The sequence below is a fragment of the Stenotrophomonas sp. YJH_SMC_10 genome, from assembly GCF_059371555.1.
The window spans coordinates 483,349-502,599 of record NZ_JCAFUS010000001.1 but is presented as its reverse complement, the minus strand read 5'-3'; the positions used below and the strand labels follow the sequence as shown (position 1 = coordinate 502,599).

The window sequence follows — 19,251 nt, the reverse complement described above, 5'->3', positions numbered from 1 at the left end:
CTTAGGGGGTTGCCGGCCAGCGGCCGGCACTACCGGGGCGGCGGTCGCGCCGCCCTCCCCTGCGCCTCAGCCGCCGAAGGCGGCGCGCATGTTCTCGGCGGTCGGGTTCAGGATCACCCCGCGCTCGGTCACGATGGCGTCGATCAGCTCGCCCGGGGTGACGTCGAACACCGGGTTCCAGGCGGCAATGCCCTCGGCGACGGTGCGGGTGCCGCCCACGCCGTACAGCTCGCCCGGATCGCGCTGCTCGATCTCGATCTGGCTGCCGTCCACGGTCTCCATGTCCACGGTCGAGGACGGCGCGACCACCATGAACTTGACCCCGTGGTGGCGGGCGGCGATGGCCAGCTGGTAGGTGCCGATCTTGTTGGCGGTGTCACCATTGGCGCAGATGCGGTCCGCGCCCACGATCACCCACTGCACGGCGCCGGTCTTCATCAGGTGCGAGGCGGCCGAATCGGCGATCAGGGTGGCGTCGATTCCATCCTGCTGCAGCTCCCACACCGTCAGGCGCGCGCCCTGCAGCCACGGCCGGGTCTCGCCGGCGAAGACGCGGGCGATGCGGTGCTGGGCCATGCCGGCACGGATCACGCCCAGCGCGGTGCCGAAGCCTGCGGTGGCCAGCGAGCCGGTGTTGCAATGGGTCAGCACGCCGCTGCCGGCCTCGATCAGGCCGGCGCCCAGCGCGCCCATGTGGCGGTTGGCGGCCAGGTCTTCCTCGGCGATGGCCTGCGCTTCGGCCTCCAGCAGTGCCTTCCAGTCGGCGCCGGCGGCGTGCAGGCAACGGCGCATGCGCGCCAGCGCCCACGCCAGGTTGACTGCGGTCGGGCGCGAGGCATTGAGCCGCTGCAACGCCGGTTCCAGCTGCTGCAGGGCATGCGCACCGTCGGCGGCCTGCACCCCGCGGGCGGCCAGCACCACGCCCCAGGCGGCGGCGATGCCGATGGCCGGCGCGCCGCGCACGGTCAACGCATGGATGGCGCTGGCGACCTCGTCGCTGTCATGGCAGACCACATGCTCGACCACGAACGGCAGCCTGCGCTGGTCCAGCAGTTGCAGGGCATCGCCGGTCCACAGGATCGGGCGGATGTGGTCATAACGGGCGTAGTCGATGTCGGAGGCAGTGTTCATGGGCCCATTGTAGGGCCACGCCCGGCAGCGTTGGAGCCCGCCCGGGCTCAATTCACCGAGAATTCGGCGCGGCAGCCGCCGTCCACCCAGATGCCGTTGCGGCTCCAGCCCCAGGTACTGCCTTCCTCGCACGGCGTGCTCGACAGCTGCTCGGACACGACCGCGCCAACGGAGATGCTGGCGCCGCAGAAACGCCGCTTCTTCGATTTCGATTCGCAGGTCAGGCGACGCGGCATGTCGACGAAGCGGCCATCATCGTCGGCCACTTCGAAATCGCCCTGGCAACCGCGGCTGGTCCAGATCTCATTGCGCTTGTAGCCCCAGCCCTGCCCCTCGCGGCATGGCAGCACCGACAGCTGGCGCAGCAGGCGCACGGGGGCGCCATCCAGGCGCACCGGGCAGCTCTGCGGACGGCCATTGGATTCGCAGCGCACCACGCGGCGCACCAGCCGCTTGCCGGCGCTGTCCGCAGGCGGGGCCGCGCCCGCTGCGCGCCGGGCGCGGAACTCGGCCCGGCAGCCCAGGGTGACCCAGACGCCACTGCGGTCAGTGCCCCACTCGCTGCCACGGATGCAGCTGTTGCTGGACAGCTGGCGCACCAGGTCGACGCCGTTGGCGACCTCGATATCGCAGTGCACCCAGCCCATGTCGCGCGATTCGCAGGTCACCACTTCGCCGTCGTAGCCCACCTGCTGGGCCGACGCCGGCGACGGCAGCCAGGCACCCCAGAGCGCAATGGAGTACACCGGTGCCGCAACAACCGCGAACCACTTGACCAAAGCCTTCCCCACCAGGAATGGATGAACTGCATGCCAGTGTCCGGCATTGGCCGTGATAAGAGCATCATCCTGCTTACCGACGCAAGCGCGCAGGAGCGTCGATCCGTTCAGCCTACGGTGTTCAGAAAGGCGCGACGGTCACGCGTGGGCGAAGTCGAATGCCAGCACGTCGGCAATGCGCGGCGTGCGGTTCATCGCCATCAGCAGGCGATCGACACCCACCGCCACGCCGGCACAGGCGGGCATCGACGGCAACGCCGCCAGCAGCGCCTCATCCAGCGCCGGCTGCACCTGCCCGCGCGCATGGCGTCGCTGCTGGTCGCGCAGGAAACGGCTGCGCTGCTCGTCGGCATCGTTCAGTTCGTGATAGCCGTTGGCCAGCTCCACGGCGCCCAGGTACAGCTCGAAGCGTTCAGCCAGCGGCGGCGTACCCTCGCGGATGCGTGCCAGTGCCGCCTGGCTGGCCGGCCAGTCATGCACCACGGTCATCACCGCGTCATCGAACTGCGGCTGGATGCGGTGGGTCATCAGCAGGTCCAGCCAGTCATCGCGGGTCAACCCGACCGGGTCGATATGCACGTCGCCGAGCGCGGCGCGCAACGCAGCCTCGTCGGCCTCGAACGGGTCCACGCCGACATGCTGCTGGAACAGCTCGCGGTAGCTCAGCACGCGCAGGGTTGCACGGCGCCCGACCAGGGCCAGCGCCTGGCTGACCAGCTCGGCGGTTTCCTGCACCAACCGGTGGTGGTCCCAGCCGACCCGGTACCACTCCAGCATGGTGAATTCCGGATTGTGGCGGCCACCCGCTTCGCCGTTGCGGAACACGCGGCCCAGTTCATAGCAGTCGCCAACGCCAGCGGCGAGCAGGCGCTTGAGCGGATACTCCGGGGACGTGCGCAACCAGCGACGGCGGCCACCGGCGTCGACGTGGCCGCTGAAGTCGGTATGGAAACTGTCGATGTTAGGCTCGGTGTTGCCCGCGACCGACAGGATCGGCGTTTCCACTTCCAGCACATCACGCTCGGCGAAGAAGCGGCGCACCAGCGCATTGAGCGCGGCACGCTGCCGCAGTGCACGCAGCAGGGCTTCGCTCACAGGATGCCCTCCGGGCGCGGATGGTCCAGGGGCAGGGTCAGCAGGTCACGGGTGTCGTCGATGTAGCCGCTGGCCAGGTACAGGCGGCGGGCCAGTTCGTTATGGTGGTTCACCTCCAGGCGCAGGCGGCTGACCCCACGCCCACGTGCCCGCTGCTCGCAGATCGCCAGCGCCTGCTTGCCACGTCCACGCCCACGTGCGCGATGGCTCAGGTACAGCTCGTCCAGCAGCATGAAATGCCCGCCCTGCTCCAGGCTGAAGCCCATCGCGATCACCGCATAGCCGACCACTTCAGCCGCCTCGTCCAGCCACAGCAGCACTTCACCGTTGCGCGGGTCGGCCAGCAACGCATCCACGCCGCGGCGCACGCGCGCGTCGTCGAAGTCGATCCGGTCTTCGGCGTAGAACTCGCGCATCAACGCGATCAGCCGTTCCTCGTCGGCACGGGTGGCCAGGCGGAAATCGAGCGGGGCGGTCTGCATGGGTACTCCTTTGTATTTCATGTCGGGTGCACGGGCGCCCGGCGGAATCGTCATTCGTGTTCGGCAAGGTAGGCCAGCAGGCGATCCTCATCCCAGACCGGCACGCCCAGTGCTTGCGCCTTGTCCAGCTTGGAGCCGGCCTCGGTGCCTGCAACCACGAAGCTGGTCTTCTTCGACACGCTGCCGGAGACCTTGGCGCCCAGTGCCTCCAGGCGCTCCTTGGCCACATCGCGGGTGAGCTGGGCCAGCGTGCCGGTCAGCACCACGGTCTGCCCATCCAGCGGACCCGCCACGATCTCCGCCAGCGCCGGCGCCTTGGCCAGGATCTCCTGCATCGCCTTCTCGGCGGCCAGCAGCATCGCACCGTGGCCCTCGGCGTCCAGCCAGGCGGCCAGGCCGCGCGCGGTGTCGTCCGGCAGGCCGGCGTTGACGAACTGGCCGTGCTCCGCATCGAGCACGGACTGCGCGCTGGGAAGCGCCGCTGCCAGCTTCTCCGCACGCAGGCGGGTGATGCCGGGGATCTCTGCCTCGACCAGCAGCTGCGCCAGATCCAGCCCCTCGCGCAGCCGGGCGCTGGGCGCATGAACGTCACTGATGCGCACCTGGCCGACCTGCAGCAGGTCGTCGATGGCCTGCTGGTTGCCCGGCTGCTCGAAGAAATGGCCGAGCGAACGGGCCACTTCGCCACCGATGTCCGGCACGCGCTTGAACAACGGCCACGGCAGGTGGCGGATCAGTTCCAGGTCACCGAACCACTGCGCCAGCGCCTTGGCCGTGCTCTCGCCGACGTGCTCGATGCCCAGTGCGAACAGCAGGCGCTCAAGCGTGGCGGCGCGGCTGGCGTCGATTGCAGCGATCAGGTTGTCGGCCCACTTGGTGGCGATCTTCCTGGTGTTCCATTCGAAGCCGGCCGGCTGCGCCAACGCCTGTGCGCGCCAGCCCGGATCGCTGCCGTCCAGCCTGAGCACCGCCGTGAGCACTGCACCACTGCCCTCGGCAGGCAGGTGCGGCTTCAGCGCGGCCGCGAGCGCGGATGGGTCTTCAGCATCCAGCACCAGCTTCAGGTGCAGCAGCTGGTCGCGATTGAGGCGGTACAGATCAGCCACGCTGGTGACGATGCCGGCGTCGACCAGGGTTTCGATGTACTTGTCACCGAGGCCATCGATGTCCATCGCGCGCCGCGACGCGAAATGTGCGATGGCTTCCTTGCGCTGCGCCGGGCAGGACAACTCACCGGAACAGCGCCACGCCGCGGCACCTTCCTCGCGCACGATCTCCGAGCCGCACACCGGGCAGCGCGTCGGCATCTGCCAGGGCGTGGTGCCCTGCGGGCGGCGGTCGAGGATGACGCTGACCACTTCCGGGATCACATCGCCGGCGCGGCGCACGATCACGCTATCGCCGACGCGCACATCCAGGCGCGCGATCTGGTCGGCGTTGTGCAGGGTGGCGTTGGATACGATCACGCCGGCGACCGCCACCGGGGCCAGCCGCGCGACCGGTGTGGCAGCGCCGGTGCGGCCGATCTGGATCTCGATCGCTTCGACGGTGGTGCTCTGCTCCTGCGCCGGGAACTTGTGCGCGATGGCCCAGCGTGGCGCACGCGAGACGAAGCCCATCGCCTGCTGGCCAGCGCGGTCATCGAGCTTGTAGACCACGCCATCGATGTCGAACGGCAGGCCGTCACGCTGTTCGCCGATCATGCGGTAATAACCGAGCAGGCCGTCGGTGCCTTCCACTACCTGGCACAGCGCGCTGACCGGAAAACCCCAGGCGCCGAGCTGGGCCAGCGTGCCCGAATGGGTGTCCGGCAGTTCGCCGCCCTGTACTTCACCGGTGCCGTAGGCGAAGAAGCTCAGCCTGCGCTGCGCGCTGATCTTCGGGTCGAGCTGGCGCAGCGAACCGGCCGCCGCGTTGCGTGGATTGGCCAGCACCTTGCCGCCCTGCTGGCGCGCACGTTCGTTGTAGGCCTCGAAGTCGGCGCGGGCCATGTAGACCTCGCCACGCACCTCCAGCACGTCCGGCCAGTCCTTGCCGTGCAGGCGCTTGGGAATATCGCCGATCTCGCGCAGGTTGGCGGTCACGTCCTCGCCGGTCGTGCCATCGCCGCGGGTCGCCCCGAGCACGAAGTGCCCATCCTCGTAACGCAGGCTGATCGCCAGGCCATCCATCTTCGGCTCGGCCGAGAACCGCAGGCTGCGACGGCCCAGGCGCTCGTCGATGCGGCGCACGAAATCAGCCACCTCTTCGTCGCTGAAGGCATTGGAGAGCGACAGCATCGGCACCGCGTGGCGCACTTCGGGGAAGCGGCCGGAGGGGCGTGCACCGACCTGCTGGGTCGGGCTGTCGGCACGGGCCAGTTCCGGGTGTTCGCGCTCCAGCGCTTCCAGCTCGCGCACCATCCGGTCGTAGTCGATGTCGGGGATCTCCGGCGCGTCCAGCTCGTGGTAGGCGCGGTTGGCCTGGGCGATCTGCCGGCGGAGGACGTCGGCGCGTTCGGCGGGGCTGGGGCTCATCGGGATCCGGTGGTTCTGGGATGGCCGGGGATTCTACCGCGCCCGGCCGTCAGGCCCTGTAATGCCGCCGCTTCTGCAGCTTGCCGCCCCACCCCTGCCGGCGCTAGCGTGCGACGGTCGCCCCTCGGAATCCTGCCCGTGACCCTGCCTGCTTCCCGTCGACGCTTCCTGCAACTGGCCGGCGCCGGCCTCGCCGTCGCCGGTACCGGGCTGGCGCAGCCCGGCCATGCCCAACCCGCGACAGCCGCCCGCACCGCTGCTGCCGAAGGTGCGGTGCTGCTGAATTTCAACGAGTGCCCCTACGGGCCCTCCCCCGCGGCCCAACAGGCGGCACGCGACAGCATCGCCGGGTGCGGTCGCTACCGCTTCGCGCTGGCCGGCCAGGTACGCGATGCCTTCATCGAACAGGCGCGCATCCCCGCTGATCACGTGCGCCTCTATCCGGGCTCCAGCGAACCGCTGAACCGTGCCGCCGTGCTGTGGACCGGCCCGCAGTCGGGACTGGTGGTGGCCGACCCGACCTTCGAGACGCTGGGCGAGGTGGCCGCCGCACGAGGCGCGCACGTGCAGAAGGTGCCGCTGCGCGACGACGGTGCACATGACCTGCGCGCGATGGTCGCCGCCGCACATGCCCGGCCGACCGGGCTGCTGTATGTGTGCAATCCGAACAACCCGACCGGTTCGATCAGCGCACCGGATGAGCTCGCCTGGCTGATGGCCCACAAGCCCGCCTCCACCCGCGTGCTGGTCGACGAGGCCTACCTGCAGTACAGCGAGCAGCCCAGCCTGATCGCGCAGGTGGCGCAGCGCGACGACCTGATCGTGCTGCGCACGTTCTCCAAGCTGTACGGCATGGCCGGCCTGCGCCTGGGCGTGGCAGCGGCCCATCCCGACCGCCTGCGCGAGCTGGCCGGGCTGGGCGACAATCCGCTGCCGGTGCCGGCCCTGGCCGCTGCACTGGCCAGCCTGCGCGACCCGCAGCTGATCCCGCAGCGACGCCTGCAGAATGCAAGGGTGCGGCAGGCCACCATCGCCTGGCTCGGCAAGCGTGGCTTCAGCTGCGTGCCCTCGGAGGCGAACTGCTTCGTGGTCGATGTGCAGCGCGATGGCAGCGCGTTCGCCAAGGCCATGGCCGACAACGGCGTGGTGATTGGACGCAGCTGGCCGATCTGGCCGCAGCGCGTGCGCGTGACGGTCGGCACCGAAGGCGAGATGGCCGCGTTCCGCCGGGCGTTCGCCAAGGTGGCCGGCGTACCGGCGTGACCCTGATGGTGGGGGCGAACCTTGGTTCGCCCTATCCACGCATGGCGTGGATCGACCGTTGTGAGCGCCGACCGTTGTGGTCGGCACACCGAAGAAATGCCTTTACCAGCGCGGGGTCTTGGTCAGCGGCGGTGCCTGGTGCTGGCGGTCGTAGGCGCGCAGCTCGTCACGGATGTGTGCGATGCGCTGGCGCCCCAGGGCATTGCGGCTGTCGTCCAGCACCACGCCATCGAGCAGCTCGGCCATGCGCTGCACGGTGGGCAGCATCTTCTCCCAGGCGTCCAGCGCGGTCAGCGGCGCCGGCAGCGTCAGGAAGAAGGCGATGGCCGGGGTTTCCATGGCGCGGATGTTGGCCATGTCGAAGCTGCCCGGCTTCATGATGCTGGCCATCGAAAAGATCGGGCCGCGTTCGGGGTGGCCCTCCACCAGGCGGTGGAACACGTTCATGTGGCCGAACACCAGGCCGGTCTTTTCCGCCGCCACCACGATGTCTTCACCGCGCAGCTGCTCGCCGGCCCGGGCGGCCACGAACAGCGAGACGATCTTGTCGAAGTCCTGGGTGGCGCGCTTGCCAAGGTCGCTGGCCGCGGCCGGGTCGGTGTCGGCCAGGCCAAGCTCGGCCTGCTCCCCCTCCCCGCCCATGCCCGGCTCGACGCGGCCATCGGCCACGACGACGCCATCGTCGCCCAGCACCGGCTCACGGCGCTCGCCGCTGGTCGGCTCCGCGCTTTCCACGCGGCGCCCCTGGGGCTTCTTCTTCGGACGGCCAAACAGGAAGATCGCGGCGATCAACAGCAGGCCGGCGGCCAGGATGCCGATGCGCAACAGTGCCGTGTCGGACATTCGATAGGTTCTCCGGCTAGTTCATTCAGGTAACTAGGATGGCACGTCAGGCCGCGCCCGCCAATCGCGCGGCTTCTTCCAGGTCCACGCTCACCAGGCGGCTGACGCCCGGCTCGCGCATGGTCACGCCCGAGAGCTGGTGCGCCGCCTCCATCGTCGCCTTGTTGTGGCTGACGAACAGGAACTGCACCTTCTCGCTCATTTCCTTGACCATGTTGGCCAGGCGACCGACGTTGGCTTCGTCCAGCGGTGCGTCCACCTCGTCCAGCAGGCAGAACGGCGCCGGATTCAGCTGGAAGATGGCAAACACCAGCGCCACGGCGGTCATCGCCTTCTCGCCGCCGGACAGCAGCGAGATGCTGGACACGCGCTTGCCCGGCGGGCGCGCCATGATGGTCACGCCGGTATCGAGCAGGTCTTCACCGGTCAGCTCCAGGTAAGCATGGCCGCCACCGAACAGGCGCGGGTACAGCGCCTGCACGCCGGCGTTGACGCGGTCGAAGGTGTCCTTGAAGCGGCCGCGGGTCTCGCGATCGATCTTGCGGATCGCGTCTTCCAGGGTTTCCAGCGCGGTGGTCAGGTCCGCGTGCTGCGAATCCAGGTAATCCGAGCGCTGCGAAGCCTCGCCGTACTCGTGGATGGCCGCAAGGTTGACCGGCTCCAGCCGGCGCATGCGTGCGTCGATCTGATGCACGGCCTGCTCCCAGTCGCCCAAGCGCGCATCCTCGGGGAGTGCGTTGAGCACGTCCTGCAGCACGAAGCCGGCCTTCTCCACCGCCGCCTGCAGGGTGTCGGCGCTGAGCACCAGTGCCTGCTGGTCCAGCTTGCGCTGCGAAATCCGCTCGCGCTGGGCCAACGCCTGTTCGTCGCGCTGGTGGCGGGTCTGCTCGTAGTTGCGCAGCTCGGCGTCGATGCCGTCCAGCAGCGTCCGCGCCTCGGTCAGCACGCGGTCGGCGCGCACGCGCTCTTCCAGCGCGTTCTGGTGTTCGGCCTGCAGCGCTTCGACCGGCGAGTCACCTTCGTCCAGCTGCGAGTGCAGCTCGCCCAGTCGCGAATCCAACTGCCCACGCTGGGTGCCCATGCGCTCCAGCGCCTGGCTCAACGAGGCCAGCTGCGCGCGCTGTGATTCCAGGGTCAGTGCCAGCGCATGCGAGCGCTCGCGCACCGCACGGGCGGCATCGCGGGCCAGGTCGCGGGCCTCGGTCAGCTGGCGGCGCTCGCCCTCCAGCCGCTGCCGGGTCGACTCCAGGTCACCCATGCTGCTGACCGCGTTCTCCAGCCGCGAGCGCGCTTCGCGCGCCTGCTCGTTGTTGGCTTCAATCGTTTCCTGCAGCTGCTTCAGCTCGCCTTCGATGCGGTCGATGCGCGTGCGTGCAGCCTCCACCTTGCCCTGCTGGCCCTGCAACTGGCCGGCCAGTTCGGACACCGCGCGATGGGCCTGGTACAGCGCGCGCTGCGCGTCCTCGCGCTGCTGTTCGGCCGCCTGCAGCTGCTCGCGGAAACCGGCCAGCTGGTCTTCCAGTTCGGCCTCGTGGTCCTGCAGCTGTTCGATCTGCTCGCGCAGTTCCTGGATCTCACGTTCGCGCAGCAGCGCGCCCTGCTCGGCGGCACCGGAGCGCGACACGCGCAGCCAGCCCCGGCCCAGGCGCTCGCCGCTCTGGGTGATGATCGAATCGCCTTCGGGCAGGCTGGCCTGCAGCGCCTTCGCCTCGGACAGGTCGCGGGCCGCATGCAGGTGTGCCAGCAGCCGACGGATCGCCACCGGGCCACGCACGCGTGCGGCCAGCGAGGTGGGTGCAACCTTCAGCTCGGCATCGTCGTTGGCGACCAGCGCGAGGTGGCCGTCGCCCAGCTCGCCAAGCGCGTCGACCAGGCTGGCCGGGTCATCGACCAGCACGCCTTCGATCAACTGGCCGAGCGCGCTCTCCACCGCGTTTTCCCAGCCGGCATCCACGTCCAGGCGCTCGCCGACGCGCGCCGCCGAATCCAGCCCGCGCGCCTTCAGCCAGGCGACGGCCGCGCCCTGCTCCTGGCCCAGCGCGGCCTGCTGCAGGGTTTCCAGCGAGGCCAGGCGGCCGCGCAGGCCGTTGGCCTGCTTGCGCAGTTCGGCCAGTTCGTTCTGGCCATTGCGCTGCTGTTCCTGCACGGCTGCCACGCCCTGCTTGCGCAGCTCGACGTCTTCGCTCAGTTCATCCAGCGCGGCCTTCTGCGTGTCGTGCTGCAGGTGCAGCTGCTCGAAGGCTTCCTCCAGCGCGTCCACGTCCAGCCCGGCGCGCTCGGCGGCCAGGGCTTCACGACGCCGGTCGGCATCGAGGATCTGCTTGTCCAGGTAGTCCACGCGCGTGCGCTCGACATCGCCGGCGCGCGAGGCCTCCGAACTCTGCGAGGTGTGCTGTTCCCAGCGCTGCTGCCAGCTGGCCAGCCGTTCTTCAGCCTCGCGCAGGCTTTCCTGCTTGATCTCGTTCTCTTCCTGCAGCGCTTCCAGCTGCGGGGCGGCGGCCTCCACCGCCTCACGCAGCACGCTCAGCCTGGCCTCGTCGCCGCTGATGTGCTGGCCCAGTTCGGCCAGCGCCTGCTGCGTTTCATCGCGCGCCTTGTGCAGGCGCTGCGACAGCTCGCGCTGGTGCTGGATCTGCTGTTCCAGGCGCGCCAGCGTACTGCCGACCTGGTAGACCGCCGCCTGCGCGGTGTTGAGCGCGTCGGCAGCCTCTTCGCGCCGCGCGCGCGAGGTTTCGATGCGGGCTTCGGCATCACGCTGGTCGGCAATCAGCTGCTGCAGCCGCGTTTCTTCCTGCGACAACCCTTCGCGCAGCTTGGACAGGCGTCCGTCGAGGCCGCGGAATTCCAGCGCCTTCCACTCGGCGTCCTTGACCCGGCGCTCTTCCTGCAGGGCCTGGTACTGCTCGGCCTGCTTGGCCTGGCGCTTGAGGTGCTCCAGCTGCTTGCTGATCTCGTCGCGCAGGTCGCCCAGCCGGTCCAGGTTCTCGCGGGTGTGACGGATGCGGGTCTCGGTTTCCTTGCGGCGTTCCTTGTACTTGGAGATGCCGGCTGCCTCTTCCAGGTACACACGCAGGTCTTCCGGGCGCGCCTCGATGATCTGGCTGATCATGCCCTGCTCGATGATCGAGTAGCTGCGCGGGCCCAGGCCGGTGCCGAGGAACAGGTCGGTGATGTCGCGGCGACGGCACTTGGTGCCGTTGAGGTAGTAGTTGCTGGTACCGTCGCGGCTGACCGTGCGCTTGACCGAGATTTCGTTGAACGAGGCGTACTCGCCGGAGATCGTGTGGTCGGAGTTGTCGAAGATCAGCTCGACCGTGGCCTGCGACACCGGCTTGCGGGCATTGGAACCGGAAAAGATCACGTCGGTCAGCGAGTCGCCGCGCAGGCGGCTGGCCGAGCTCTCGCCCATGACCCAGCGCACGGCGTCGATGATGTTCGACTTGCCGCAGCCATTGGGCCCCACCACGCCGGTCATGTTGGTCGGCAGGTGCAGGGTGGTCGGATCGACGAACGACTTGAAGCCGGACAGCTTGATCGTGGAAAGACGCATAGGGGTTCCGGACTGGGGCCGGCAAGCGGCCTGCGTTTACCCTCCAAGTCATTGATCCTGCTGGGATCGATGCCCGTGGATCGGGTGTGACGCCCTGAGTATACCGATGTGGCCGTGTTCTACGAATGGGCGTGGAACATTGTCCAGCCCCACCCCGCCGGCCAGACGTGGCCCGACGCCACGAAACGGAGCCATAAAACAAAACGGGCACCCTTGCGGGCGCCCGTTCTGCGGTGATGCCAGGCCTTGCGGCGTGGGATCAGGCTTCGGCGACGACGACGACCTTGACGGTGGTCTCGACGTCGGCGTGCAGGTGGATCAGCACGTCGTACTCGCCGATGTTGCGGAAGGCGCCTTCGCCCAGGATGACTTCGCTCTTGCTGACCGGCAGGCCGGCAGCGGTGAAGGCATCGGCGATTTCGCGGGCGCCGACCGAGCCGTACAGCTTGCCTTCGGTCGAAGCGTTGGCCGGGATGGTCACGCTCGCGCCGTCCAGCTTGGCCTTGCGGGCGTCAGCTTCGGCGTGGATGGCCTGGGCCTTGGCTTCGTATTCGGCGCGCTTGGCTTCGAACTCGGCCTTGTTGCTCTCGGTGGCCGGCACGGCCTTGCCCTGCGGCACGAGGAAGTTACGGCCGTAGCCCGGCTTCACGTCGACCAGGTCGCCCAGGTTGCCGAGGTTGGTGACTTTCTGCAGGAGGATCAGCTGCATGGTATTGCTCCAGATAAGTTATTCGTTAGCGAGGCGATGCCCCGCAACAAAGGCTGTCCGAATAGCTGGCACAGCGAGGGCGGCACCGGGCCGCCCCGCCGGGCATCAGACGTCGTGGTTGTCGGTGTACGGGATCAGGGCCAGGAAGCGAGCGCGCTTGACGGCGGTCGCCAGCTGGCGCTGGTACTTCGACTTGGTACCGGTGACGCGGCTCGGCACGATCTTGCCGTTCTCGGTCAGGTACTGGCGCAGGGTGTTGAGATCCTTGTAGTCGATCTCCTTCACACCTTCAGCCGTGAACTTGCAGAACTTGCGGCGACGGAAGAACTTGGACATGGGAAGGCTCCTTAGGCGGCGGAAGCGGCGTCGTCGCCGGCTTCGTTGTCAGCGGTGGTGGTGGACTCGCCTTCTTCGTCGTCACGACGACGGCGCTCACCGCGCTCCGGCTTGTCACCCTTCTCGTCCTTGCTCTTCATGATCAGCGACTGCTCGGTGTCAGCCTCGTCACGCTTGATGACCAGGTTGCGCAGCACGGCGTCGTTGAAGCGGAAGCTTTCGGTCAGTTCGTTCAGAACGGCCTGGTCGGCTTCGATGTTCATCAGCACGTAGTGGGCCTTCACCAGGTTCTGGATCGGGTACGCCAGCTGGCGGCGGCCCCAGTCTTCCAGACGGTGGATGGTGCCGTTGCCGTTCTCGACCAGCGACTTGTAGCGCTCGATCATAGCCGGGACCTGCTCGCTCTGGTCCGGGTGGACCATGAACACGATTTCGTAATGACGACTCATGTTTTTTCTACCTTTCGGATGTGGCCTTGCGGCCGGACAGCCCCCCGCCGTTGAGACCGCGGTGGGGCAAGGGTTCCCGCCAGGGAGGCAGGAAGCCGCGCATTATGGCGCAGATGGGGTTGCCGGGCAACCGGTGGGTCACCTGGCGCCCTGAACCGGGGGCGGGCGCCCAGCCAAGCCGGGTGGGGCGCCACCAGAACGATCAGGTCCCGCCGGGCCCTCAGGCCTTGTCGGCGTCGGTGGTGAAGCTCTCGCCGCAGCCACACTCGGCGGTGGCGTTCGGGTTGCTGAACGTGAAGGTCTCGCTCAGGCCGTGCTTGCCGAAGTCGATCACCGTGCCGTCCACCAGCGCCAGGCTCTTGGCGTCGACGTAGATCTTCACGCCGTCCTGCTCGAACACGGTATCGCCCTCGCGCTCATCGCGGGCCAGGTCGGTCACGTGGCCCCAGCCGGAACAGCCGGTCTTGGTCACGCCGAAACGCAGGCCCAGCGCGCCGGGGGTCTGGGCGACGAAGCGCTGCACGCGCTCGAAGGCAATGGGGGTCAGGCTGACGGCCATGGGGACTACTCCAGAGATACAGGGACATTATAAGGAGCCGTTGCCGCGAAAAATGCCTCGCAAGCGGAACGCTGCAACCGGTAAACTCCCGTGTTCACAGATCGAGTCGATCAGCAGAGGATTCAAGTCATGACGGTGGTCAGCGTTGAACATGCGCTTGCCGGGAAGATCCCGGAAGGCGGCGAAGTCACGGTACGCGGATGGGTGCGCACGGTGCGCGGTTCAGCGAATCTGGCCTTCGTGAATGTGAGCGACGGCTCCTGCTTCGCCCCGATCCAGGTGGTGGCCAACGACAGCCTGGGCAACTTCGACGAGATCAAGCGCCTGACCAGCGGCTGTTCGGTCATCGCCACCGGCACCCTGGTGAAGTCGCAGGGCAAGGGCCAGTCGTTCGAGATCCAGGCCAGCACGCTGGAGGTGGTCGGCTGGGTCGAGGACCCGCTGACCTACCCGATCCAGCCCAAGCCGATGTCGCCGGAATTCCTGCGCGAAGTGGCCCACCTCCGCCCGCGCACCAACCTGTTCGGGGCGGTCACCCGCATCCGCAACTGCCTGGCCCAGGCCGTGCACCGCTTCTTCCACGAGAACGGCTTCAACTGGATCAGCACCCCGATCATCACCACCTCCGACGCCGAAGGCGCCGGCCAGATGTTCCGCGTGTCCACCCTGGACATGGTGAACCTGCCGCGTGACGAGAAGGGCGCGATCGATTTCAGCCGCGACTTCTTCGGCAAGGAAACCTTCCTGACCGTGTCCGGCCAGCTCAACGTCGAGGCCTACTGCCTGGCGCTGAGCAAGGTCTATACCTTCGGCCCGACCTTCCGCGCCGAGAACAGCCATACCACCCGCCACCTGGCGGAGTTCTGGATGATCGAGCCGGAAATCGCCTTCGCCGACCTGGCCGAAGACGCGCGCCTGGCCGAAGAGTTCCTGAAGTACCTGTTCCGCGCGGTACTGAACGAACGCAGCGACGACCTGGCCTTCATCGCCGAGCGCGTGGACAAGAACGCGATCACCAAGCTGGAAGACTTCATCAATGCGCCGTTCGAGCGCATCGACTACACCGATGCGGTCAGCCTGCTGCAGAAGTCCGGCAGGAAGTTCGACTTCCCGGTCGAATGGGGCCTGGACCTGCAGACCGAGCACGAGCGCTGGCTGACCGAGGAACATGTCGGGCGCCCGGTGGTGGTGACCAACTACCCGGAGCACATCAAGGCCTTCTACATGCGCCTGAACGACGACGGCAAGACTGTCGCCGCGATGGACGTGCTGGCCCCGGGCATCGGCGAGATCATCGGCGGCAGCCAGCGCGAAGAGCGCCTGGACGTGCTGGACGCGCGCATGGCCCAGTTCGGCCTGGACCGCGAGCACTACAGCTGGTACCGCGATTTCCGCCGCTACGGTTCGGTGCCGCACGCGGGCTTCGGCCTGGGCTTTGAGCGCCTGGTGGTGTACGTCTGCGGCCTGTCCAACATCCGCGATGCGATCCCCTACCCGCGCGCCCCGGGCAGCGCGGACTTCTAAGCCCCACACGACCACGGAGGTGCTGCCCCCATGACCCTGTTCTTCGCCCTCTGTTTCGTCGGCGTTGCAGTGGCCGGGTTCAGTGCCTTCGTGATCTTCTGGCCGCTGACCCTGGTGCACGTGCGCGACCGCCATCCGGCGCTCGCCGAGCGCTTTGGCAGCGGCGCCTTCCTCAAGCCCGATGCCCTGGCCTGGCTGCTGCGCCGTGATTATCGCCAGCAACCGGACCGCTCGCTGTCCGGGCTGGCGACGCCGGCCTGGGTATCGCTGCTGACCCTGCTGGCCGGACTGGGCATGGCCGCCCTGCTCTGGCTGGCCTCGCTCTGGTAACGCATCCATGAATGACATCTCCGTCTCGCGCGACAGCTGGTGGCTGGCCAGCCTCGGCAACACCCTGATCTGGGCGCGCCTGCGCGTGCGCCCGGCCGGCACCGCCGAAGTGCTCGACAGCGATGGCAATACGCTGAGCTATGACAGCGAAGACACCGCGCGTTCGCAGTTGTTCGACGCCGAATTCGTCGAGTACGACGGCCTGGACGAGGAAGACGCGCTGGTGCGCGGCTTCAGCCTGCACGAAGTGCAGCCGCCGCAGGCCGACAGCGACGAGGGCCTGCGTGGCCGCATGATCCAGTCGCTCGGCGGGCGCGCCTGACCCTGGCATGTTCACCCCGCGCGCCTTCGCCGAGACCGACCTGCTCTGGCTGGACCGCCTGCTGGCACGCGACCCGTTCGTCACCGTGCTCACGACCGGCGGCGATGGCCTGCCAGAGCTGACCCGGATGCCGGTGCTGTACCGGCGTGACGGCGATCGCATCGAACTGTGCGGGCATTGGGCCCGCGCCAACCCGCAGTCGCGCCACCGCGGCACCGCCAAGGTGCTGGTCGATGGACCGCACGGCTATGTTTCGGCCAGCTGGTACCCGGACAAGGAGCCTGCTGCGCGGGTGCCGACCTGGAACTATGCGGCTGCCGAGCTGCGCGGCCAGCTGCACACGTTCGACGATGCCGGTGCGCTGGCTGAACTGGTCGGCGCGATCAGCGACCGTTTCGAAGCCAGCGTCGGCCAGGCCTGGCGGCTCGATGCCGCGCGCGCCGAACACGGCCCGGAGCTGCGCGCCATCGTCGGCTTCCGCTTCCAGGTTGAACACGTACAGCTGAAGCTGAAACTCAGCCAGAACCATCCCGACGCCAACCAGCAGGCCGTGATCGCCGCACTGGACGCGCTCGCCACCCCGTCCTCCCATGAGCTGGCGCAGTGGATGCGCTGGCACCGTGAACAGTCCGCGTCCAGCGGCTGATCACCTCAGCTTCCCGCGACAGCGCGACCAGAACGGCCGCGCCTTGCCCCCACCCGACGCCAGGGATACCGCACATGAAAGACATCCACCGCCTGCTGCAGAACAACCGCGACTGGGCCGACCGCATCGCCAAGGAAGACCCTGAGTTCTTCCAGCACCTGTCCAAGCAGCAGCATCCGGAATACCTGTGGATCGGCTGCTCCGACTCGCGGGTGCCGGCCAACCAGATCATCGGCATGGCGCCGGGTGAGGTCTTCGTGCATCGCAACGTCGCCAACGTGGTGGCACACAGCGACCTGAACTGCCTGAGCGTGGTGCAGTACGCGGTGGACCAGCTGAAGGTGAAGCACATCCTGATCGTCGGCCACTACGGTTGCGGCGGCGTGCACGCCTGCCTGCACAATACCCGCGTCGGCCTGGCCGACAACTGGCTGCGTCATGTCGGCGACGTGGTGCAGAAGCACCAGGGCATCCTCGACGCGATCGAGGATGACGAGCTGAAGCACGCGCGCCTGTGCGAACTGAACGTGATCGAGCAGGTCGCCAACCTGTGCCGTTCAACCATCGTGGAGGACGCCTGGGCCCGCGGCCAGAAGCTGATGGTGCACGGCTGGGTCTACAGCCTGAAGAACGGCCGGGTCAGCGAGATGGGCATCGACGTCGGTGCACCGGAAGAGTTGAAACCGGCCTATGAAAAGGCGCTGTCCTTCGTGCCCCGCCAGGGCCGGCGCGACTGAACCCCCACGGACCACGACCATGCTCGCTTCGCCGATCAACCTGCACGCCTGGATCGAAGAGAACCGCCACCTGCTGAAGCCGCCGGTGGGCAACAAGATGATCGACAACGGCGATTTCATCGTGATGGTGGTCGGTGGGCCGAATTCGCGCACCGACTACCACTACGATGAAGGCCCGGAGTGGTTCTACCAGCTCGAAGGCGAGATGGTGCTGAAGGTGCAGGAGGACGGCGCGGTGCGCGACATCCCGATCCGCGCCGGCGAGATCTTCCTGCTGCCGGCCCGGGTGCCGCACTCGCCGCGGCGCCCGCCCGGCGGCATCGGCCTGGTGGTCGAGCGCAAGCGCCTGCCGCACGAGAAGGACGGCGTGATCTGGCACTGCGAACGCTGCAACCACAAGCTGCACGAAGAGTTCTTCGCGCTGCAGAACATCGAGACCGACCTGCCCAAGGTGTTTGCGCGCTATCACGCCAGCCTGGAGCTGCGCACCTGCGGCCAGTGCGGGCACGTGGATCCGCTGCCGGCGCCAGCGGCGGACTGAGCCAGCGAACGGTAGTTGCCCACCTTGGTGGGCGCTTTCTTGTACGTGCGCCAACCAAGGTTGGCGACTACCGGATCACGCGGCGCTGGTGCCGGGTCGGCTGCTACCGGGCCATGCCCCAGGCGCTACACTGGCGGTCCCGTTGCAGCCTGTTGCCCGACCATGTCCGACCTGCTCAGCCGCACCCATGCCATTGCCCTGGACGCCGCCGATCCACTGCGCCCACTGCGCAGTGAATTCCTGATTCCGCGCCATGGTGGCGGAGAGCAGACCTACTTCGTCGGCAATTCGCTGGGCCTGCAGCCGCGCGGCGCGCAGGCGGCGGTGCAGGAAGTGATGAAGCAGTGGGGCGAACTGGCCGTGGAAGGCCACTTCACCGGGCCGACGCAGTGGTTGTCGTACCACCGCCTGGTCAGCGCGCAGCTGGCCCGCGTGGTCGGCGCGCTGCCCAGCGAAGTGGTGGCGATGAACACGCTCAGCGTGAACCTGCACCTGATGATGGTCAGCTTCTACCGGCCGAGCACGCAGCGCCCGGTGATCCTGATGGAAGCCGGCGCATTCCCCACCGACCGCCACGCGGTGGAAGCACAGATCCGCTTCCATGGCTTCGACCCGGCAGAGTGCCTGGTGGAAGTGCAACCGGACGAAGCCAACGGCACGATCTCGCTGAACGCGATCGAACGTGCCATCGCCGAGCACGGCCCGCGCCTGGCGCTGGTGCTGTGGCCCGGTGTGCAGTACCGCACCGGCCAGGCCTTCGACCTCGATGCGATCACCCGCGCCGCCCGCCTGCAGGGCGCGCGCATCGGCTTCGACCTGGCGCATTCGGTGGGCAACCTGCCGCTGCGCCTGCATGACGTGGCCCCGGATTTTGCCGTGTGGTGCCACTACAAGTACCTCAACAGTGGCCCGGGGGCGGTGGCCGGGGCGTTCGTGCACGAGCGCCACCATCGCGACACCACCCTGCCGCGCTTTGCCGGCTGGTGGGGGCATGAGGAAGCCACCCGCTTCCAGATGGCGCCGCAGTTCACCCCGGCGATCGGTGCCGAAGGCTGGCAGTTGAGCAATCCGCCGATCCTCGGCCTGGCGCCCCTGCGGGCCTCGCTGGACCTGTTCGAGCGCGCGGGCATGGACGCACTGCGCAGCAAGTCGCTGGCGCTGACCGGCATGCTCGAAGCACTGGTGCGCGCGCGCCTGCCCCAGGTGCTGGACATCATCACCCCGGCCGACCCGCAGCGCCGCGGCTGCCAGTTGTCGCTGCGCGTGATCGGCGGCCGCGAACGGGGGCGTGCGCTGTTCGAACACCTGCGCGGCATCGGCGTACTGGGCGACTGGCGCGAACCCGACGTGATCCGCATCTCGCCCACCCCGCTCTACAACCGCTACCTGGACGTGCACCACTTCGTCGAGGAAGTGGAAGCCTGGGCAGGCCTTTGAGT

19 protein-coding genes are annotated in these 19,251 nt (G+C 68.2%); 8 read left to right on the top strand and 11 right to left on the bottom strand.

Features of this window, described 5'->3' with window-relative positions; translation table 11 throughout:
* Positions 1-66 precede the first annotated feature (66 nt).
* The 5 genes from mtnA to ligA all read right to left on the bottom strand — a co-directional run bounded on the left by mtnA (position 67) and on the right by ligA (position 6,009).
* The gene (mtnA, locus tag AC5P9C_RS02290; protein ID WP_343541845.1) at positions 67-1,131 is read right to left on the bottom strand and encodes an S-methyl-5-thioribose-1-phosphate isomerase; all 1,065 of its coding nucleotides are present in this window, start codon (positions 1,129-1,131) and stop codon (positions 67-69) included.
* A 47-nt stretch (positions 1,132-1,178) separates the two neighbouring features.
* Positions 1,179-1,910 (bottom strand): DUF3011 domain-containing protein, encoded by a 732-nt coding sequence (locus tag AC5P9C_RS02285; protein ID WP_049465856.1) that lies wholly within the window; start codon positions 1,908-1,910, stop codon positions 1,179-1,181.
* A 138-nt stretch (positions 1,911-2,048) separates the two neighbouring features.
* Positions 2,049-3,005, bottom strand: coding sequence for an EF-P lysine aminoacylase EpmA (gene epmA / locus AC5P9C_RS02280; RefSeq protein WP_057493204.1), 957 nt, complete (start codon positions 3,003-3,005; stop codon positions 2,049-2,051).
* Complete coding sequence (locus AC5P9C_RS02275) at positions 3,002-3,487, bottom strand: GNAT family N-acetyltransferase (protein WP_040007425.1); 486 nt, start codon at positions 3,485-3,487, stop codon at positions 3,002-3,004. Before AC5P9C_RS02275 ends, epmA begins: the two co-directional genes overlap by 4 nt.
* Before the next feature lie 50 nt (positions 3,488-3,537).
* Positions 3,538-6,009 (bottom strand): NAD-dependent DNA ligase LigA, encoded by a 2,472-nt coding sequence (gene ligA / locus AC5P9C_RS02270; RefSeq protein WP_343541850.1) that lies wholly within the window; start codon positions 6,007-6,009, stop codon positions 3,538-3,540.
* 132 nt (positions 6,010-6,141) lie between these two features.
* On the opposite strand from ligA, the gene AC5P9C_RS02265 reads away from it, so the two are divergent.
* Positions 6,142-7,266 (top strand): pyridoxal phosphate-dependent aminotransferase, encoded by a 1,125-nt coding sequence (locus AC5P9C_RS02265; protein WP_049465848.1) that lies wholly within the window; start codon positions 6,142-6,144, stop codon positions 7,264-7,266.
* 102 nt (positions 7,267-7,368) lie between these two features.
* Here the strand turns inward: AC5P9C_RS02265 and zipA are convergent, their stop codons facing one another.
* The 6 genes from zipA to AC5P9C_RS02235 form a co-directional block, all read right to left on the bottom strand.
* Complete coding sequence (gene zipA, locus AC5P9C_RS02260) at positions 7,369-8,109, bottom strand: cell division protein ZipA (protein ID WP_053504747.1); 741 nt, start codon at positions 8,107-8,109, stop codon at positions 7,369-7,371.
* A 46-nt stretch (positions 8,110-8,155) separates the two neighbouring features.
* A complete protein-coding gene (gene smc / locus AC5P9C_RS02255; RefSeq protein ID WP_182068147.1) occupies positions 8,156-11,659 on the bottom strand; it encodes a chromosome segregation protein SMC in 3,504 nt (1,167 codons plus the stop codon).
* Positions 11,660-11,918: 259 nt separating this feature from the next.
* Positions 11,919-12,368 (bottom strand): 50S ribosomal protein L9, encoded by a 450-nt coding sequence (gene rplI, locus AC5P9C_RS02250; protein ID WP_043398478.1) that lies wholly within the window; start codon positions 12,366-12,368, stop codon positions 11,919-11,921.
* A gap of 105 nt (positions 12,369-12,473) precedes the next feature.
* Complete coding sequence (gene rpsR, locus AC5P9C_RS02245; RefSeq protein ID WP_002804494.1) at positions 12,474-12,704, bottom strand: 30S ribosomal protein S18; 231 nt, start codon at positions 12,702-12,704, stop codon at positions 12,474-12,476.
* Between the two features lie 11 nt (positions 12,705-12,715).
* A complete protein-coding gene (rpsF, locus tag AC5P9C_RS02240; RefSeq protein WP_006452997.1) occupies positions 12,716-13,153 on the bottom strand; it encodes a 30S ribosomal protein S6 in 438 nt (145 codons plus the stop codon).
* Positions 13,154-13,373: 220 nt separating this feature from the next.
* Positions 13,374-13,712, bottom strand: coding sequence for a HesB/IscA family protein (locus AC5P9C_RS02235; RefSeq protein ID WP_049428383.1), 339 nt, complete (start codon positions 13,710-13,712; stop codon positions 13,374-13,376).
* Positions 13,713-13,841: 129 nt separating this feature from the next.
* Here AC5P9C_RS02235 and asnS point away from each other — a divergent pair, with 129 nt between their 5' ends.
* From asnS to kynU, 7 genes are all read left to right on the top strand, one after another.
* Complete coding sequence (gene asnS, locus AC5P9C_RS02230; protein ID WP_057493207.1) at positions 13,842-15,236, top strand: asparagine--tRNA ligase; 1,395 nt, start codon at positions 13,842-13,844, stop codon at positions 15,234-15,236.
* Positions 15,237-15,266: 30 nt separating this feature from the next.
* On the top strand, positions 15,267-15,566 hold the full coding sequence (locus AC5P9C_RS02225) for a hypothetical protein (protein WP_005417403.1): 300 nt from the start codon (positions 15,267-15,269) through the stop codon (positions 15,564-15,566).
* Between the two features lie 7 nt (positions 15,567-15,573).
* Positions 15,574-15,888, top strand: a complete 315-nt coding sequence (locus AC5P9C_RS02220; protein WP_049465843.1) for a hypothetical protein — start codon at positions 15,574-15,576, stop codon at positions 15,886-15,888.
* Positions 15,889-15,895: 7 nt separating this feature from the next.
* Positions 15,896-16,534 carry an FMN-binding negative transcriptional regulator gene (locus tag AC5P9C_RS02215; RefSeq protein ID WP_414615230.1) on the top strand — a complete coding sequence of 213 codons (639 nt, stop codon included), beginning with the start codon at positions 15,896-15,898 and terminating at the stop codon, positions 16,532-16,534.
* Positions 16,535-16,608: 74 nt separating this feature from the next.
* A complete protein-coding gene (can, locus tag AC5P9C_RS02210; RefSeq protein WP_049465839.1) occupies positions 16,609-17,271 on the top strand; it encodes a carbonate dehydratase in 663 nt (220 codons plus the stop codon).
* Positions 17,272-17,290: 19 nt separating this feature from the next.
* Positions 17,291-17,812, top strand: a complete 522-nt coding sequence (locus tag AC5P9C_RS02205; RefSeq protein WP_343542326.1) for a 3-hydroxyanthranilate 3,4-dioxygenase — start codon at positions 17,291-17,293, stop codon at positions 17,810-17,812.
* A 162-nt stretch (positions 17,813-17,974) separates the two neighbouring features.
* Positions 17,975-19,249, top strand: a complete 1,275-nt coding sequence (kynU, locus tag AC5P9C_RS02200) for a kynureninase (RefSeq protein WP_103281819.1) — start codon at positions 17,975-17,977, stop codon at positions 19,247-19,249.
* Positions 19,250-19,251: the final 2 nt, after the last annotated feature.

What these genes read in the sequence shown, in the direction of transcription:
- mtnA (WP_343541845.1), bottom strand. Translation starts at nt 1,131, where the DNA reads ATGAACACTGCCTCCGACATCGACTACGCCCGTTATGACCACATCCGC.
- AC5P9C_RS02275 (WP_040007425.1), bottom strand. Translation starts at nt 3,487, where the DNA reads ATGCAGACCGCCCCGCTCGATTTCCGCCTGGCCACCCGTGCCGACGAG.
- zipA (WP_053504747.1), bottom strand. Translation starts at nt 8,109, where the DNA reads ATGTCCGACACGGCACTGTTGCGCATCGGCATCCTGGCCGCCGGCCTG.
- smc (WP_182068147.1), bottom strand. Translation starts at nt 11,659, where the DNA reads ATGCGTCTTTCCACGATCAAGCTGTCCGGCTTCAAGTCGTTCGTCGAT.
- rplI (WP_043398478.1), bottom strand. Translation starts at nt 12,368, where the DNA reads ATGCAGCTGATCCTCCTGCAGAAAGTCACCAACCTCGGCAACCTGGGC.
- rpsR (WP_002804494.1), bottom strand. Translation starts at nt 12,704, where the DNA reads ATGTCCAAGTTCTTCCGTCGCCGCAAGTTCTGCAAGTTCACGGCTGAA.
- rpsF (WP_006452997.1), bottom strand. Translation starts at nt 13,153, where the DNA reads ATGAGTCGTCATTACGAAATCGTGTTCATGGTCCACCCGGACCAGAGC.
- AC5P9C_RS02235 (WP_049428383.1), bottom strand. Translation starts at nt 13,712, where the DNA reads ATGGCCGTCAGCCTGACCCCCATTGCCTTCGAGCGCGTGCAGCGCTTC.
- asnS (WP_057493207.1), top strand. Translation starts at nt 13,842, where the DNA reads ATGACGGTGGTCAGCGTTGAACATGCGCTTGCCGGGAAGATCCCGGAA.
- AC5P9C_RS02225 (WP_005417403.1), top strand. Translation starts at nt 15,267, where the DNA reads ATGACCCTGTTCTTCGCCCTCTGTTTCGTCGGCGTTGCAGTGGCCGGG.
- AC5P9C_RS02220 (WP_049465843.1), top strand. Translation starts at nt 15,574, where the DNA reads ATGAATGACATCTCCGTCTCGCGCGACAGCTGGTGGCTGGCCAGCCTC.
- AC5P9C_RS02215 (WP_414615230.1), top strand. Translation starts at nt 15,896, where the DNA reads ATGTTCACCCCGCGCGCCTTCGCCGAGACCGACCTGCTCTGGCTGGAC.
- can (WP_049465839.1), top strand. Translation starts at nt 16,609, where the DNA reads ATGAAAGACATCCACCGCCTGCTGCAGAACAACCGCGACTGGGCCGAC.
- AC5P9C_RS02205 (WP_343542326.1), top strand. Translation starts at nt 17,291, where the DNA reads ATGCTCGCTTCGCCGATCAACCTGCACGCCTGGATCGAAGAGAACCGC.
- kynU (WP_103281819.1), top strand. Translation starts at nt 17,975, where the DNA reads ATGTCCGACCTGCTCAGCCGCACCCATGCCATTGCCCTGGACGCCGCC.